The organism is Vibrio neptunius, assembly GCF_000967495.1.
GTDB lineage: Bacteria > Pseudomonadota > Gammaproteobacteria > Enterobacterales > Vibrionaceae > Vibrio > Vibrio neptunius.
Window position 1 is genome coordinate 17,404 of the sequence record NZ_JXXU01000090.1, and the last position, 15,286, is coordinate 32,689.

Sequence of the window (15,286 nt, forward strand, 5' to 3'; positions counted from 1 at the left end):
GCATGGAGCACTTATAGTAGCCGGATTGCTGCGAGTAAGACTATAACCCCGATGGGCGCAAGCCCTCGGGGTTTTTCTTTATCTTTTTCTCTTCATATTTGAACTTTAGACTGCGTTGTCTGCTTTCACTCGCCCCATCACATAGGTTCCCTATGCTCAGGGGCTCGTTCAATTGCCGCCTTGTCTACAAGCCCAGCTATTTTGAGAAAATAAACTTAGCAGTTATAACGTTTCTAGTTTAGCGTAAGCGGTCACTAACCATTTGATACCTTCGCCATTAAAAGCAACCTGAACGCGACTTTGCGGACCACTGCCTTCAAAGTTGATGATTGTCCCTTCACCAAACTTAGGGTGCATAACGCGAGAACCAAGACTAAAACCTGTCTCGTTAAAATTCTCTTTGACCACTGTCTGGCTAAAGCGGCCCGAGCTTGCCGGACGGCTGACCTGCGCTTTCATTCGCACTTCATCTAAGCAGCCTTCTGGCAGTTCACGGATAAAGCGCGAAGGTTTGTGGTATTTGTCCTGACCGTACAAGCGACGCATCTCAGCATAGGTGATGTAGAGCTTTTCCATCGCCCGGGTCATCCCCACGTAGCACAGTCGACGTTCCTCTTCCAAGCGCCCAGCCTCTTCAGCGGACATCTGGCTTGGGAACATACCTTCTTCGACACCAACCATAAACACCAATGGGAACTCCAGACCTTTTGCACTGTGCAAGGTCATCAGTTGCACTGCATCTTCGAACTCGTCGGCCTGACCTTCACCCGCCTCCAGCGCTGCATGGGTCAGGAATGCCGTGAGCAACGTCATCTCTTCCGCTTCTTCCGGCTTTTCGAATTGGCGCGTGGCGGTGACCAACTCTTCCAAGTTCTCTATTCGCGCCTTGGATTTCTCGCCTTTTTCCTGTTCGTACATGGCAAATAAGCCGGAGTATTTGATCACATGGTCCGTCTGCTCATGCAGAGACATTTCACAGGTATCATCTTCCAGCGCGCTGACCAGCTCAACGAAACGGCTTAACGCTCCCGCCGCTCGACCAGCCAAAACCTGCTCATCCAGCAGAGCAACACTCGCTTGCCACATCGTGCAACCACGATCCCGCGCTGCAAAACGAATCGTCTCTAAGGTTTTGTCTCCAAGCCCGCGTGTTGGTGTATTTACCACCCGCTCAAACGCCGCATCATCATTGCGATTTGCCATCAATCGTAGATAGCTCAGTGCATCTTTGATTTCCTGACGCTCGAAGAATCGCATACCACCATAAATACGATAGGGTAAGCCAGCCTGAATTAACGCTTCTTCCAGTACCCGAGACTGAGCGTTGTTACGATAAAGCATGGCCGCATCATTCAATGCACCACCTTTTTCCTGCCATTCCTTAATTTTGTTGACAGCAAAACGGGCTTCATCCAACTCGTTGTAAGCAGAGTAAACAGAGATCGGCTCACCTTCGACGCCGTCAGTCCATAACTCTTTCCCCATGCGCTCTGTATTATTAGCAATCAGAGTATTGGAGGCTTCGAGGATGGTTTTAGTAGAGCGGTAGTTTTGCTCCAGACGAATGGTGTTGACGCTTGGGAACTCGCGCGTGAACTTCTCAATATTTTCAATCTTAGCGCCACGCCAGCCGTATATAGACTGGTCATCATCCCCAACAATCATCACGTGTGACTCTGGGCCGGCCATCATTCGCAGCCAAGCGTATTGAATGTTGTTGGTATCCTGGAACTCATCCACCAAGATATGTTTAAAGCGTGCCTGGTAGTGCTCACGCACAAACTTGTTATCCCGCAACAACTCATGAGTACGCAGAAGAATTTCGGCGAAATCGACCAAACCAGCACGGTCACACGCTTCCTGATAAGCCGTATAGAGTTGTAGATAGGTTTTGGTCACAGGATCATGGTAAGCATCAATATGACTTGGACGCAGACCTTCGTCTTTTTTGCCGTTAATCCACCAGCTTACCTGACGGGCTGGCCACTGCTTCTCATCCAGATTTTGCGCTTTAATGAGACGACGCAACAATCTCTGTTGGTCATCCGTATCAATGATCTGAAAGTCTTCCGGTAATTTCGCATCAATATAATGGGCACGTAGGATACGATGGCAGATACCGTGAAACGTGCCATTCCACATTCCTGACGCACTACCCATCATCAACTCTTCAATACGGCCCCGCATTTCCGAAGCGGCTTTATTGGTAAACGTCACCGACATAATGGAAAAAGGAGACGCCTGCTCCACCGACATCAGCCACGCGATACGGTGCACCAGCACCCGGGTTTTACCACTCCCTGCGCCCGCTAGGACAAGTAAATTTTCAAGTGGAGCGGCAACGGCTTCACGCTGCTTATCGTTAAGGCCGTCAAGAAGTAATGAAGGATCCATTATGAGCTCAGCTACTGGTTATCTATACATGAAAATCGATTATAACCTAAACACCCTATCTATTTCAGAAGAAAAAACACAAATTTTTTATGCTGTATTTTCTCTAAAAAACATAACCTTAAATAAATAAAACCAATAATAAGTCAATTTTTTATTGGTTTTCTGAAAGTTTATTGAGGCTTTTTCTATCCTTTTAATTAAGCAAGTTGATGAATTAGCTTGTGAAAAATACCCAAGTGACCTTTGAATAAACGTTTTAACCGCAGATCACTTGGGTATTCACTAAGAAAGGAAAAGTCTGAGGAAATTACTATGAAAAAGTCTAATCTTGCTGTTACTGCTGCTGTTACTGGTCTACTCGCTTTAGGCGGCACAATGCTCACTGCGGCACCTGCTGTTGCTGCAGAAAAAGAGAAATGCTACGGCGTTTCAAAAGCAGGTAAAAACGATTGTGCAACCAAAACCAGTTCTTGTGCAGGTACTGCAAAAGAAGATAACCAGAAAGATGCCTTCGTAGTCGTTCCTAAAGGACTATGTGGCAAGCTCGTTGGCGGTAGCACTCAGTCTTCTTAATCGATTGGATGGGGCGACCTAGGCTCAACTCGGTCGCCTTTATTGTTTTTACCCACAAAGGAAGAGTTCGTGAATAAGGACAACTACCACAATCAGGTGGGTGTAGGACTGCGCTCTCCTCATATCGATTATTTCACTGACAATAAACCCGACTTATCTTGGTTGGAAATTCACAGTGAAAACTACTTTCAACCATACTCACCAGCGAGACAAAGCCTGCGCAAACTGAGGAATGACTACCAAATAAGCTGTCATGGCATTGGCTTATCGCTCGGCAGCGTTGACAGGGTTAACCAACACCATCTTAAACAACTCAAATCACTCATTGATGAGGTCAACCCGTTTTTGGTCTCCGATCATCTCAGTTGGAGTGAAAATGGCGGCCACTATTTTAATGATCTGCTGCCGCTACCTTATACAGAAGAAGCCTTAGCGGTGTTTTGCCGCAACGTCATCGACGTTCAGGATTATATTCAGCGGCCAATGTTGATAGAAAACCCATCGAGCTATGTAAAGTTTGCTCACTCTACGATTGCCGAATGGGAATTTCTGGCTGAAGTACAAAAGCGTACCGACTGCCGATTACTGCTTGATCTCAACAATATCCACGTTTCCGCCTTTAACCATGGTTTCGATAGTCAGACCTACATCAATGCGATTCCGGCCGATAAAGTCGATGAAATTCATTTGGCAGGCTTTACGATTAAGCAGTTGGAAAAAGGTCAAATCTGGATAGATACCCACAGTCAGCCTGTTTCTGATGAAGTGTGGACACTATACGAACAATGGCTGGCTACTCACGGCCCGCGCCATACGCTGATTGAATGGGATCTGGACATTCCCCAGCCCGAAGTGCTGTTGGCAGAATGCCATAAAGCCAGTGAGAGGCTGATTCAGTTCGACGCGTTGCAGGGGAGGAAGGCGTCATGACTCAATCCCTAGCAGAGTTACAAAAAAACTTCGCCAATGCCCTACACTATCAAGCGACGGGTGATGCCTGTGATATCTGTTCTGATACCTTCAGTGCCGACGAACGGATGCAAATTTACCGCAACAACTTCATCATCAGCTTAAGCGAAGTACTTCAGGCCACTTACCCTATGGTGCTGGCGCTGGTGGGTGAAGAGTGCTTTGAGCAAATGGCTCGTTCGCACGTCCTCAACCACCCTCTTCGCACTGGTGACGTGACTGACTATGGTGAACATTTCGCCACCACCATAGAAGCTTTCCCAGCAGTGGTTGAAGCGGCCCCTTATGCTGCGGATGTGGCACGTTTTGAATGGCAAATCGATGTCTCTCAACAACGTCAAGGTAGTGTCAAAACACCGGAAGATATTTGGCCGATTGCTCGCTTAGCGGAAGTAGCAGAGCAGCAGCAGCCTAACATCCATTTTCACCTTTCGCCCGGCACTTTACCTTTTCATTCACCCTACGCGGTGTATGCGCTGCGTCTGGCCATTGAGAATAATGATTTCGAACAGCTGACGCTCCATCAAGCCGAGTACGGCGTGATCATCAGTCAACCCGACGGTCAATGTTGGACGATGGCGCTCGATCAGCTGCCTTTTGAACTGCTTCAGTATCTCAGCTCAGGTTGCACGCTAGGAGAAATCCCAGAAACCCACCTGCCTTATCTGGGAGTGCTGCTGGAGAACCAGTTAATTTCTGGGTTTTCTCTTGCCCAATAAGAATAAGGATTGTTGCTATGTCTAACGCTATAAAAAACGTGATTGAGCGCTACGACGCCTTAGTCGATAAAGCCCAATGTGTGTTTGTGCCACTACTACTGCTGTTTTGTCGACTCTGGGTTGCTTGGGTCTTTTTTAATTCTGGCCTGACCAAAATTGCTTCTTGGGACAGCACCCTTTACCTGTTTGAATACGAATATCAGGTGCCGATTTTACCTTGGGAACTGGCAGCTTACCTAGGTACTGCCGCCGAGCTTATTCTGCCAGCTTTCTTAGCATTCGGCCTGTTGACCCGACCCATGGCGGCCATCTTGTTCGTGTTCAATATTATTGCTGTCGTTTCCTACCCGCTATTGTGGGAAAAAGGCTTTTACGACCACCAACTCTGGGGCTTGATGATTCTCAACGTCATCGTCTGGGGGCCCGGCTTGGTTTCTCTGGATAAGCTGATTAAGCGCAAGCTACAAGGGTAAAACCAATACCAAAACGCCCTCAATTGGAGGGCGTTTTTAGTTTCAAAGCTCAGTGCTTAAGCACGAATCCCAGAATGACGCAGCAAGGCATCGATTTGCGGCTCACGACCACGGAAGCGCTTGAACAGCTCCATTGGCTCTTCACTACCGCCCATTTCCAGAATGTTATTTAGGAAGCTCTTACCGGTGTCGGTATTAAAGATGCCTTCTTCTTCAAAACGAGAGAAGGCATCTGAAGAAAGCACTTCCGCCCACAGGTAGCTGTAATAACCTGCACTGTAACCACCAGCAAAGATATGGCTAAAGCTGTGCGAGAATCGGTTCCATTCCAGACTAGGCAAGACAGCGACCTTAGACTTCACATCCGCCAGTGTTTCCAGCACGCGAGGACCGATTTCAGGGTCAAACTCCGTGTGCAGCGTGAAATCAAACAAACCAAACTCGAGCTGACGAAGAATAAACATCGCCGATTGGAAGTTCTTCGCCGCCAGCATCTTATCCAGCATCTCTTTTGGCAGTGGTTCGCCCGTTTCGAAGTGACCAGAGATAAACGCTAGCGCCTCTTCTTCCCAACACCAGTTCTCTAGGAACTGACTTGGCAACTCGACCGCATCCCACGGAACCCCGTTGATGCCTGAAACTGACCCAGTATCGACCTGAGTCAGCATGTGATGAATACCGTGGCCAAACTCATGGAATAGCGTCACGACTTCATTGTGAGTAAACAGCGCAGGCTTGTCGCCAACCGGTTTGTTAAAGTTACAGGTCAGATACGCCACCGGTGATTGCAGCTCACCTTGCGCATTGATACGGCGCACACGGCATTCGTCCATCCAAGCACCGCCGCGCTTGTGTTCACGCGCATACAGGTCAAGATAGAAGCTGCCACGAAGCTGATCGTTGGCATCAAAAATATCAAAGAATCGTACTGACTCATGCCAAACATCAACGCCCTCTCGCTGTTTGACATTCATACCAAATACACGGTTTAAGACTTCAAACAAGCCACTGATCGCTCTTTGTTCTGGGAAGTAAGGGCGTAGCTCTTCGTCAGAAATCTGGAACAAATGCTGCTTCTGCTTTTCACTGTAGTAAGCAATGTCCCAAAGGTTGAGTTCTTCAACTCCAAACTCGCTCTTAGCAAACTGGCGTAACTCTTCAACTTCACGCTCGCCTTGCGGCTTGGCTTTGTGGGCAAGGTCATTGAGGAAGCCCAACACTTGCGATGGGTTTTCTGCCATCTTAGTCGCCAGAGACTTCTCACTAAAGGTATTGAAACCCAGCATACGGGCGATTTCATAACGCAGCTTCAACTGTTCATTAATGATTTCACTGTTGTCCCATTCGCCCGCTTTCGGGCCACGGTCCGAGGCGCGAGTGACATAAGCTTCATAGAGCTCTTTACGTAATTCCTGATTGTCACAGTAAGTCATCACCGGAAGGTAAGATGGGATATCTAGCGTTAGCAGGTAACCATCCAGCTCTTTAGACTCAGCCGCCGCTTTGGCTGCTGCCAATGCAGACTCCGGCATACCTGCCAATTGTTTTTCATCTTCAACGTGTTTGGTCCAACCCATGGTCGCGTCCAACACATTGTTAGAAAACTTAGAACCCAACTCAGACATACGCTTACTGATCTCACCATAGCGGTGCTGCTCATCAGCAGGCAAACCGATGCCTGACAACTCGAAATCACGTAGCGAATCTGTGATGGTTTTCTGCTGTGCCTGAGTCAAGCCAGCAAATTCTTCACTGGCTTTCATCGCTTTATAGGCTTCAAATAAGCCTTTGTGCTGCCCTACCCAAGTACCGTATTCGGACAATAGAGGTAAGCAGCTTTCATACGCTTCACGCAATTCATCACTGTTCATCACTGAATTCATATGACTCACAGGTGACCAAAGGCGGCTGAGGCGATCATCCACTTCTTCAATTGGCGCAACAACGCTTTCCCAGCTTGGGTTACTGTTGCCTTCTAGTACCTGCTCGATTTTTGCTCGGCAGTCTGTAATCGCCTGTTCAACGGCTGGTTTCACGTGTTCAGGTTTGATATCAGAAAACGGGGGCAAATCGGTAAAGCTCAGAAGAGGATTAGACATAAAGCATTCCTTTTATTGGCAAAAAGCGAACTGACGGGTCCGTCTTTGTTATTTCTCGTTTGTCTTAAATAGTAAATATAGGTAGGTTCAGCAATTTTCAATAGTGGCGTATACTATCTGCTATTAAATTACCCGGTGTCGTCACCAGTTAGAGAGTGTCATTTTGTTAAGTTATCGCCACAGCTTCCACGCAGGTAACCATGCTGACGTGGTTAAGCATATTGTTCAAAGCCTTATCCTCAACGCGCTCAAGCAAAAAGATAAGCCATTTGTTTACCATGATACCCACTCGGGTGTGGGTCGCTATGACTTAACCCACGAATGGTCAGAAAAGACAGGTGAATACAAACAAGGTATCGCACGTGTCTGGCAACAAGCTGAGATCCCAGAAGAGATCCAAAGCTACCTCGCATCGATTCAGGCACTGAACAAAGGTGACACACTGCGTTATTACCCAGGCTCGCCGCGTGTGGCTCGTGCGCATCTGCGACCACAGGACCGTATGGTCTTGACGGAGCTTCACCCAAGCGACTACCCATTGCTGGAACAAGAATTTCATCGTGACCGTCAAGTCAGCATTTATAAGGAAGACGGTTTCAAGCGTTTGAAGGCAAGCTTACCTCCACAGGAACGCCGTGGTCTGGTACTGATTGACCCGCCTTACGAACTGGCCAAAGAATACCGTGATGTCGTCCAAGCGATTTATCAGAGCCATAAACGCTGGGCCACGGGCATCTATGCAATCTGGTATCCGGTTGTTAATCGCTGCGACATTGAAGACATGATTGAAGGTCTGCAAAGCTTGGGTATCCGTAAGATCTTACAAATTGAATTAGGTGTTGCGGCCGATAGCAATGAGCACGGGATGACCGCGTCAGGCATGATTGTGATTAATCCTCCGTGGAAATTGGAAAGCCAGATGAATGCTATTTTGCCTTTCCTCAAAGAAGCTATTGCGCCAGCAACCGGTCATATCAAAGTAGACTGGATAGTACCGGAGTAATAGCCGCTTGCGACGAGTACCGCGCAGGGCGAAGAAAAAGTTAAACAGGATAGATTGAGTTCAACCGATCTATCCTCCATATCAAAGACAATGAATTAAAACTCGCAGGGAGCTTGCGACTGGGCAACAGATGTCGCACAGCGCCTTAATCCCGCAATAATTGGAGAAAGTAATGGCGACTCATTTTGACTATATCTGTATCGGTGGCGGTAGTGGTGGTATTGCTTCAGCAAACCGAGCAGCGATGTATGGTGCTAAAGTTGCGCTGATTGAAGCTCAGGATCTAGGCGGCACGTGTGTAAACGTAGGTTGTGTACCGAAGAAAGTCATGTGGCATGGTGCTCAGGTGGCTGAAGCGATGAACCTTTACGCTGAAGACTACGGCTTTGATGTTGATGTAAAAGGCTTCGACTGGAACAAGCTGGTTGAAAGTCGTCAAGCGTACATCGGTCGTATTCACCAATCTTACGATCGCGTACTTGGCAACAACAAAGTCAATGTTATTAAAGGCTTCGCTAAGTTTGTTGACGAGAAAACCGTTGAAGTGAACGGCGAACACTACACCGCAGATCACATCCTAATCGCTGTAGGTGGTCGTCCAACGATTCCTAACATCCCGGGTGCAGAGCACGGCATCGATTCAAACGGTTTCTTCGAGCTGAACGAACAACCAAAACGCGTCGCGGTTATTGGTGCTGGTTACATCGCGGTTGAAATTGCTGGCGTACTGAGCGCGCTTGGCACAGACACTCACCTATTCTGTCGTAAAGAATCACCACTGCGCAGCTTTGATCCGATGATCATTGAGACGCTAGTTGAAGTGATGGAAGCCGAAGGCCCAACGCTGCACACCCACTCAGTGCCAAAAGAAGTGGTTAAGGAAGCCGATGGCAGCCTAACGCTTCACCTAGAAAACGGTAATTCTCAAAACGTCGATACGCTGATCTGGGCAATCGGTCGCCACCCCGCAACTGACGCTATCAACCTAGCATCAACGGGTGTTGAAACCAATGACCGTGGTTACATCAAGGTCGATGAATATCAGCAGACCAATGTGTCTGGCATCTACTGTGTCGGTGATATCATGGAAGGTGGTATCGAGCTAACACCAGTGGCGGTCAAAGCAGGTCGCCAGCTATCTGAGCGCCTGTTCAACAACAAGCCAGAAGCTAAGATGGACTACAACCTAGTACCAACTGTGGTGTTTAGCCACCCGCCAATCGGCACTATCGGCCTCACAACCCAAGAAGCGGAAGAGAAGTACGGCAAAGACAACATCAAAGTCTACACATCTGGCTTTACCGCCATGTACACAGCGGTCACTAAACATCGTCAACCATGTAAAATGAAACTGGTCTGTGCTGGTGAAGAAGAAACCGTCGTCGGCCTACACGGTATCGGCTTTACGGTCGATGAAATGATCCAAGGTTTCGGCGTTGCGATGAAGATGGGTGCAACCAAAGCAGACTTCGACTCTGTGGTAGCTATCCACCCAACGGGCTCAGAAGAGTTTGTGACCATGAGATAATGTAGACAGCGCCTCACACGTGAGTCATTCTACACCTCAGACTAGCCTCAATATAACGAGGCTAGTCGGTTTCTCGATAGCTGATGCGCACCAACAATCTGAGATGAAGAAGTCAGGTGACGCGAACTACTGCACTGAAGCATACTGGTACATGCTTTGTTGGGTAACCTCATCTCTGAGCTCGCTAATTTTTTGCCACAATGCTTCGGCCACATCTGGGTGTTTCTCAACAAAACGATGACTGAGAACTAAAAAATAATCCTTCGTCTTGAGCGGAGAGGATGAACGCTCAATACCAGAAAACTCTGGCTTATCGAGCAAAGGAGCGGCTTTCACATCCTGCAGCGCTGCGCCGACGATTTTCGTGCGCTTGGTCATCATGACCAGTGCTTTATACGCGGATTCAGGTTGTTGCACTTTTTGCCCTTGTTTCTCGAGATCACCAATAATCGAGTCACCGTGTTCCGCAACAATAATACCGCTTTCCCCTGAATACCTTTCTCCATCATAATCGTATCTCGCTTTTGATTGAGAGTAGAGCCAGTAACTGAGACTGGCCAGTCGCTTCGACGAATCTAGCTGACCATCTGATGTCATAGGATAATGCGCTATCTCCGCTCGCTCGGGTTTATAGGAAAACATAAACGCACCGTCAATCTGTCCGTTTTCTAGTAAATGCAGCACCCTCACATTTGGGTAGCGTTCATATTTGATAGTGAGATTGAGCTCTTTTGCCGCCGCATTGATCACATCCAATGCAATACCCGGTGGCTGAACCACCTCTACTCCTGTTCCCATCTGGTATGGAGGCGAAGGGTTAATCTGATAGGACAAGGTCAACTCAATGGGCTCAGATGCTTGACTCAGGGTGGGAAAACATAATGCTAAGAAGCACCATAAACAAGCTTTATACATATTCAACATGACACTTTCTCCTAGATTGACAAGGCCGTCTCGCACATCAAAGTGTAGTTGATAGTTTTAATATTTGATGACTATCTTGCTTATGTTGATGACCCACCAGCAAGGGAGGATTGTTTGAGGCTATCCAAACATCGAATACTGGTATGAATTAAGGGGTGGTGGTGACGGCTATCCCACACCAACGCGACCTGACTGACAAAAGGCATATCATTGATTTGTTGTATTACAACCGATTGATCAAGATGCTCAGTTAAAGATAACGGCACAATCGCAATGCCAAAACCGGCTTGGGCCATGGTAATTGCCGTCCGCAGTTGTGGTGCAGCATAAGGCCGAGCAATATGTACGCCCGCATCATGCAACGCCGCCTCAAGACGATCATACAACGCCGGGCCAGTATCACGGGGAAACATCAACACATTCTCATTGTGTAATTGGGCCAAATCGAGTCTGGCATGCGCGGCCAAGCGATAGTTGGTCGGGGTGACGGCCACAAAAGGATCATCAAATAAAATCTTATGGTTGAGCGATTCACAGGCATAACAAGGCAAGCGCATAAAGGCGAACTCTAAACGCCGCTGTTTGAGCCATATAACCAACTCAGGCATAGAGTGCTCAACAGCAACCAAATTAAGCGTCGGATGTTGCTCGTGCAACCAACGAATATTGTCTAACACTTCACTACTGCTCGCGGTTGAAGAAGCAAACCCAATGCGAAGCTCCTGTTTTTCACCTCGCGCAATTTGCTCTAGCTTACGCTGACAACATTCCACTTCTTGTAAAATATGCTGCGCATCATGATAAAACTCTTCACCCGCGGCGGTGAGTTCCACACCACGAGATAAACGTCTGAATAACGCAACACCCAATTCCTCCTCTAGTTTTTTGATCTGTTGGCTCAATGGGGGTTGGGCGATGCCTAACTGCTCTGCAGCTCGGGTAAAATGCTTCGCTTTAGCCACAGCAACAAAGTACTTCATGTAGCGAAATTCCATCATTCATCCATATTTTTTTCATATCAAAATAAATCTTTTTTATATTGGATTTGTTGTGCGTCTCAAGTCAATCTAAATATACACCTCGGTTCATATTTAGGTTGAATTATGCAACGTTATCTCTCTTCCGCCTGTTCTTGCCCTGAGCACATTTCACAGCAGTTTGCTCACTATCAGCAAAGCTCAGGAGAGGGTGTGATTTATCAAACTTCACTGATGAGCGCTTTGATTGCCGGCGTTTATGAAGGGCCAACAACCATTGCTGACTTGCTTAAACATGGTGATTTTGGGTTAGGCACTTTTAATCAATTGGATGGCGAGTTGATTGCCTTTGATAACCAAGTGTTCCAACTGCACGCGAATGGCTCTGCGCACCCTGCTCAGCTTGACCAAAAAACGCCTTTTGCCGTGTTTACTTTCTTCAAACCCGACATTGAACTGCCAATCAATGACACGCTCACTCGTCAGGAAGTCCACCATCTTATCGACCGTCTGATTCCCAGTGACAACATCTTTTGTGCGATTCGGCTTGAAGGCGAGTTTCCATCCGTTCAAACCCGAACTGTGCCTAAACAGCAACGCCCTTACCGGCCGATGTTGGAAGCGATCGAACAGCAGCCCACCTTTCACTTTAAACATAAATCAGGCGTGATGGCGGGATTTCGCAGCCCGAAATACACCACGGGCATTAACGTTCCTGGCTACCACGAGCATTTTATTGATCAAGCGAGAACAGGCGGAGGCCATGTTCAGGATTACCTGATTTCATCGGGTTTTCTCCAAATAGGCCGAGTCTCGCGCCTAGTGATTGATACCCCAGTATCCCCTGATTTTCTTGATGCCGATTTAGTACCCAACGACCTTCATGCCGCGATCGAAGCGGCTGAAAAGTAACCCAAAACAGTCAGTTAAAAGGAAATATTATGTCATCCCATCACGCTTTGCGCAGTGGCGCGCAGTTAATTGCACAGCAGTTAGAGACCGCTGGCATACGGTATGTATTTGGTATACCCGGTGCCAAGATTGATCGCTTATTTGATGCGTTGGAAGATACCCCAATTCAGCTGATTCCAGTAAGACATGAAGCCAACGGCGCGTTTATGGCCGGAGTCATGGGACGTTTAACAGGCAAGGCGGGCGTGACACTGGCAACCTCAGGCCCGGGATGCGGAAATTTAGTCACCGGCGTCGCAACAGCCAACGCAGAGGGCGACCCTATGCTAGCGATTGGTGGCGCAGTCAAACGCAGTTACCAGCAAAAGCAAACTCACCAGAGCATGGATACGGTTAGCATTTTTCGCTCAGTCACTAAATACAGTGCAGAGATCCAGCATATTGATGCAACCAGTGAAATCATGGCAAATGCATTTCGCATTGCTGAGTCAGGTCGGCCAGGCGCATGCTTTGTCAGTGTCCCTCAAGATGTTTTAAGTGATCAAACAGATACCGATTTAGTCACACCACCTAGCTATCGACCACACGCTTATGCGGATCGGGCCGCGATTGAAGAAGCGGCCAATCGGATCAGTAAAGCGCAGCGCTGTGTAGTGCTGCTTGGTTTACATGCGAGCGATCAAGCCAACGCCCCGATGATCAGTCAGTTTTTACAAAAAACGCAACTGCCTGTGGTGGGAACCTATCAAGCGGCTGGTGCCGTCGATATCAACTATTATCACCATTTTGCTGGCCGAGTCGGGTTATTCAATAATCAGCCCGGGGATGTGTTACTGCAAGATGCCGATTTGATCATCACCATAGGTTTTAACCCCATCGAATACGATCCAGAACTCTGGAATGCTGGTCGTTGCCCCATTATCCACATTGATATTGAACCGGCCCAGTACCAACAGCATTACCAACCCTGTATCGAAATTGTGGGTCATATCGGTTCGACCTTGCAAACCTTTTGCACTCAGATCAACGAATGTAACCGTTTATCGTCGACAGCCTTATCGATTCTAGAAGAGGTGGCGCAACAACGGCATATCATCAAAAGTGCTCCGATTAAGCGACAAGCCGCTGGTTTTCATCCCTTGAGCTTAATTAAAACCATGCAGGCCATCATCACACCCGATACCACCTTATGCCTTGATATGGGGAGCTTTCATATTTGGATTGCGCGCTACTTGAGCTGTTTTCGTGCTCGGCAGATGTTGGTATCGAATGGTCAGCAAACGATGGGAGTGGCGCTACCTTGGGCGATTGCTGCAAGCTTATTAAAACCTGGCCATAAGGTGGTGTCGGTTTCTGGTGATGGTGGCTTTATGCAATCAAGCATGGAGTTAGAAACGGCGGTGCGCTTGAAGTGCAATATTGTTCACATCATCTGGGTTGACAATGCTTACAACATGGTCGAGATACAGGAACAACAAAAATACCAACGTATCTCAGGCGTCAAATTTGGGCCGATTGATTTTCAAGCTTACGCCGAGTCGTTTGGAGCGCATGGATTTGCCGTCACTCAAGCCAATCAACTGATGCCTACTCTCCGTCAAGCAATGGAGTTAGAAGGCCCCGTGGTTGTCGCGATTCCCGTCGACTACTCAGACAACGACAAGCTAATGCAAGCCAGAAGCGAAGCGCAACAAGATCCTGTTTTTCAAATTAACAACGAAGGAGTTTTTCTATGAAAGGTTTAACCGATAAAGTGGCGATCGTCACCGGAGCCGCGAATGGTATTGGTCTGGCGATTGCACAACGTTTGTATGACGAGGGAGCGCGATTGATGCTGGCAGACTGGGATCAAGAGCCATTACTGAATGCTTTGGAACATTTTGATAAATCTCGAGTTATCGCACAGAACGTCGATGTGTCCGATGCCCAGCAAGTGGCTAGCTTGGTGCAAAATTGTGTCGCGCATTTTGGCCAGTTGGATATTTTAGTCAACAATGCTGGAATTCATATTCCCGGCACTGTGCTGGAGTGCAGCGTCGAAGATTGGCGTAAAATTTCATCGGTCAATATCGATGGTGTGGTTTATTGTGCAAAATTTGCCTTGCCAGAGTTACTTAAAACCCGTGGCTGCATAATTAACACCGCCTCAGTATCTGGATTAGGCGGTGATTGGGGGGCAGCATTTTATTGTGCAACCAAAGGAGCCGTGGTCAACTTGACCCGTGCAATGGCGCTGGATCATGGTTTGGACGGGGTTCGCATCAATGCCGTATGCCCAAGCTTAGTTAAAACCAATATGACCAATGGTTGGCCTCAAGCAGTGCGTGATAAATTTAATGAGCGAATCCCATTAGGGCGCGCTGCTGAACCAAAAGAGATTGCCGCAGTGGTCACCTTTTTAGCCAGTGATGACGCCTCGTTTATTAACGGTGTCAACTTACCTGTTGATGGTGGTGCAACCGCTTCCGATGGACAACCGAAAATCGTTTAATACCGCACCAGATCATTCAAAGGGGTATGGTGCTATCTTCGCCATGTTCTCTCTCCACTATCCAGAGAGTGACATGGCGACGCAACAAAGGCACCGCCCTGCTGACTTTATTAAACACAAGCACACGGTGTTCGAGCTCAGCAATCATCGACCATTCATCACTGTTGATATGGTCGATAAAAGGGTAAATAAGCCAAGGGTTATTCCTCGGCTACCATGGCTTG

General features: G+C 47.8%; 14 protein-coding genes. 10 read left to right on the forward strand and 4 right to left on the reverse strand.

What is annotated here, in order from left to right; genetic code table 11:
* Nucleotides 1-222: 222 nt before the first annotated feature.
* Entirely contained in the window at nt 223-2,397 is a 2,175-nt protein-coding gene (gene uvrD / locus TW84_RS22565) for a DNA helicase II (protein WP_157634087.1), read from the reverse strand.
* A gap of 309 nt (nt 2,398-2,706) precedes the next feature.
* Between uvrD and TW84_RS22570 the strand changes: the two genes are divergently transcribed.
* The 4 genes from TW84_RS22570 to TW84_RS22585 all read left to right on the forward strand — a co-directional run bounded on the left by TW84_RS22570 (nt 2,707) and on the right by TW84_RS22585 (nt 5,128).
* On the forward strand, nt 2,707-2,967 hold the full coding sequence (locus TW84_RS22570) for a BufA1 family periplasmic bufferin-type metallophore (RefSeq protein ID WP_045977856.1): 261 nt from the start codon (nt 2,707-2,709) through the stop codon (nt 2,965-2,967).
* Between the two features lie 69 nt (nt 2,968-3,036).
* Complete coding sequence (gene bufB, locus TW84_RS22575; RefSeq protein WP_045977857.1) at nt 3,037-3,897, forward strand: MNIO family bufferin maturase; 861 nt, start codon at nt 3,037-3,039, stop codon at nt 3,895-3,897.
* On the forward strand, nt 3,894-4,655 hold the full coding sequence (locus TW84_RS22580) for an HvfC/BufC N-terminal domain-containing protein (RefSeq protein WP_045977858.1): 762 nt from the start codon (nt 3,894-3,896) through the stop codon (nt 4,653-4,655). The genes bufB and TW84_RS22580 overlap by 4 nt, the downstream gene beginning before the upstream one ends.
* Before the next feature lie 17 nt (nt 4,656-4,672).
* Complete coding sequence (locus TW84_RS22585) at nt 4,673-5,128, forward strand: DoxX family protein (protein ID WP_045977859.1); 456 nt, start codon at nt 4,673-4,675, stop codon at nt 5,126-5,128.
* A gap of 56 nt (nt 5,129-5,184) precedes the next feature.
* Here the strand turns inward: TW84_RS22585 and prlC are convergent, their stop codons facing one another.
* Entirely contained in the window at nt 5,185-7,227 is a 2,043-nt protein-coding gene (prlC, locus tag TW84_RS22590; protein ID WP_045977860.1) for an oligopeptidase A, read from the reverse strand.
* A 163-nt stretch (nt 7,228-7,390) separates the two neighbouring features.
* Between prlC and TW84_RS22595 the strand changes: the two genes are divergently transcribed.
* Together TW84_RS22595 and gorA are read left to right on the forward strand one after the other, a co-directional pair.
* Complete coding sequence (locus tag TW84_RS22595; protein ID WP_045977861.1) at nt 7,391-8,230, forward strand: 23S rRNA (adenine(2030)-N(6))-methyltransferase RlmJ; 840 nt, start codon at nt 7,391-7,393, stop codon at nt 8,228-8,230.
* A gap of 172 nt (nt 8,231-8,402) precedes the next feature.
* Complete coding sequence (gene gorA / locus TW84_RS22600) at nt 8,403-9,758, forward strand: glutathione-disulfide reductase (protein WP_045977862.1); 1,356 nt, start codon at nt 8,403-8,405, stop codon at nt 9,756-9,758.
* Between the two features lie 126 nt (nt 9,759-9,884).
* Here the strand turns inward: gorA and TW84_RS22605 are convergent, their stop codons facing one another.
* Both TW84_RS22605 and TW84_RS22610 read right to left on the reverse strand, forming a co-directional pair.
* Nucleotides 9,885-10,682, reverse strand: a complete 798-nt coding sequence (locus tag TW84_RS22605) for a transporter substrate-binding domain-containing protein (RefSeq protein WP_045977863.1) — start codon at nt 10,680-10,682, stop codon at nt 9,885-9,887.
* Nucleotides 10,683-10,762: 80 nt separating this feature from the next.
* Complete coding sequence (locus TW84_RS22610; protein ID WP_045977864.1) at nt 10,763-11,677, reverse strand: LysR family transcriptional regulator; 915 nt, start codon at nt 11,675-11,677, stop codon at nt 10,763-10,765.
* A gap of 108 nt (nt 11,678-11,785) precedes the next feature.
* Between TW84_RS22610 and budA the strand changes: the two genes are divergently transcribed.
* The 4 genes from budA to TW84_RS24985 form a co-directional block, all read left to right on the forward strand.
* Nucleotides 11,786-12,571, forward strand: coding sequence for an acetolactate decarboxylase (gene budA / locus TW84_RS22615; protein WP_045977865.1), 786 nt, complete (start codon nt 11,786-11,788; stop codon nt 12,569-12,571).
* 29 nt (nt 12,572-12,600) lie between these two features.
* On the forward strand, nt 12,601-14,307 hold the full coding sequence (gene alsS, locus TW84_RS22620) for an acetolactate synthase AlsS (RefSeq protein WP_045977866.1): 1,707 nt from the start codon (nt 12,601-12,603) through the stop codon (nt 14,305-14,307).
* Entirely contained in the window at nt 14,304-15,062 is a 759-nt protein-coding gene (budC, locus tag TW84_RS22625; RefSeq protein WP_045977867.1) for a meso-2,3-butanediol dehydrogenase, read from the forward strand. Before alsS ends, budC begins: the two co-directional genes overlap by 4 nt.
* Nucleotides 15,040-15,286 (forward strand): hypothetical protein (locus TW84_RS24985; protein WP_205622511.1); only part of this gene is annotated, 247 nt, incomplete at its 3' end. The genes budC and TW84_RS24985, both read left to right, overlap by 23 nt.

Coding starts and splice junctions, on each gene's coding strand:
- prlC (WP_045977860.1), bottom strand. CDS start 7,227: ATGTCTAATCCTCTTCTGAGCTTTACCGATTTGCCCCCGTTTTCTGAT.
- TW84_RS22585 (WP_045977859.1), top strand. CDS start 4,673: ATGTCTAACGCTATAAAAAACGTGATTGAGCGCTACGACGCCTTAGTC.
- alsS (WP_045977866.1), top strand. CDS start 12,601: ATGTCATCCCATCACGCTTTGCGCAGTGGCGCGCAGTTAATTGCACAG.
- TW84_RS22570 (WP_045977856.1), top strand. CDS start 2,707: ATGAAAAAGTCTAATCTTGCTGTTACTGCTGCTGTTACTGGTCTACTC.
- TW84_RS22610 (WP_045977864.1), bottom strand. CDS start 11,677: ATGGAATTTCGCTACATGAAGTACTTTGTTGCTGTGGCTAAAGCGAAG.
- TW84_RS22605 (WP_045977863.1), bottom strand. CDS start 10,682: ATGTTGAATATGTATAAAGCTTGTTTATGGTGCTTCTTAGCATTATGT.
- budA (WP_045977865.1), top strand. CDS start 11,786: ATGCAACGTTATCTCTCTTCCGCCTGTTCTTGCCCTGAGCACATTTCA.
- gorA (WP_045977862.1), top strand. CDS start 8,403: ATGGCGACTCATTTTGACTATATCTGTATCGGTGGCGGTAGTGGTGGT.
- budC (WP_045977867.1), top strand. CDS start 14,304: ATGAAAGGTTTAACCGATAAAGTGGCGATCGTCACCGGAGCCGCGAAT.
- TW84_RS22580 (WP_045977858.1), top strand. CDS start 3,894: ATGACTCAATCCCTAGCAGAGTTACAAAAAAACTTCGCCAATGCCCTA.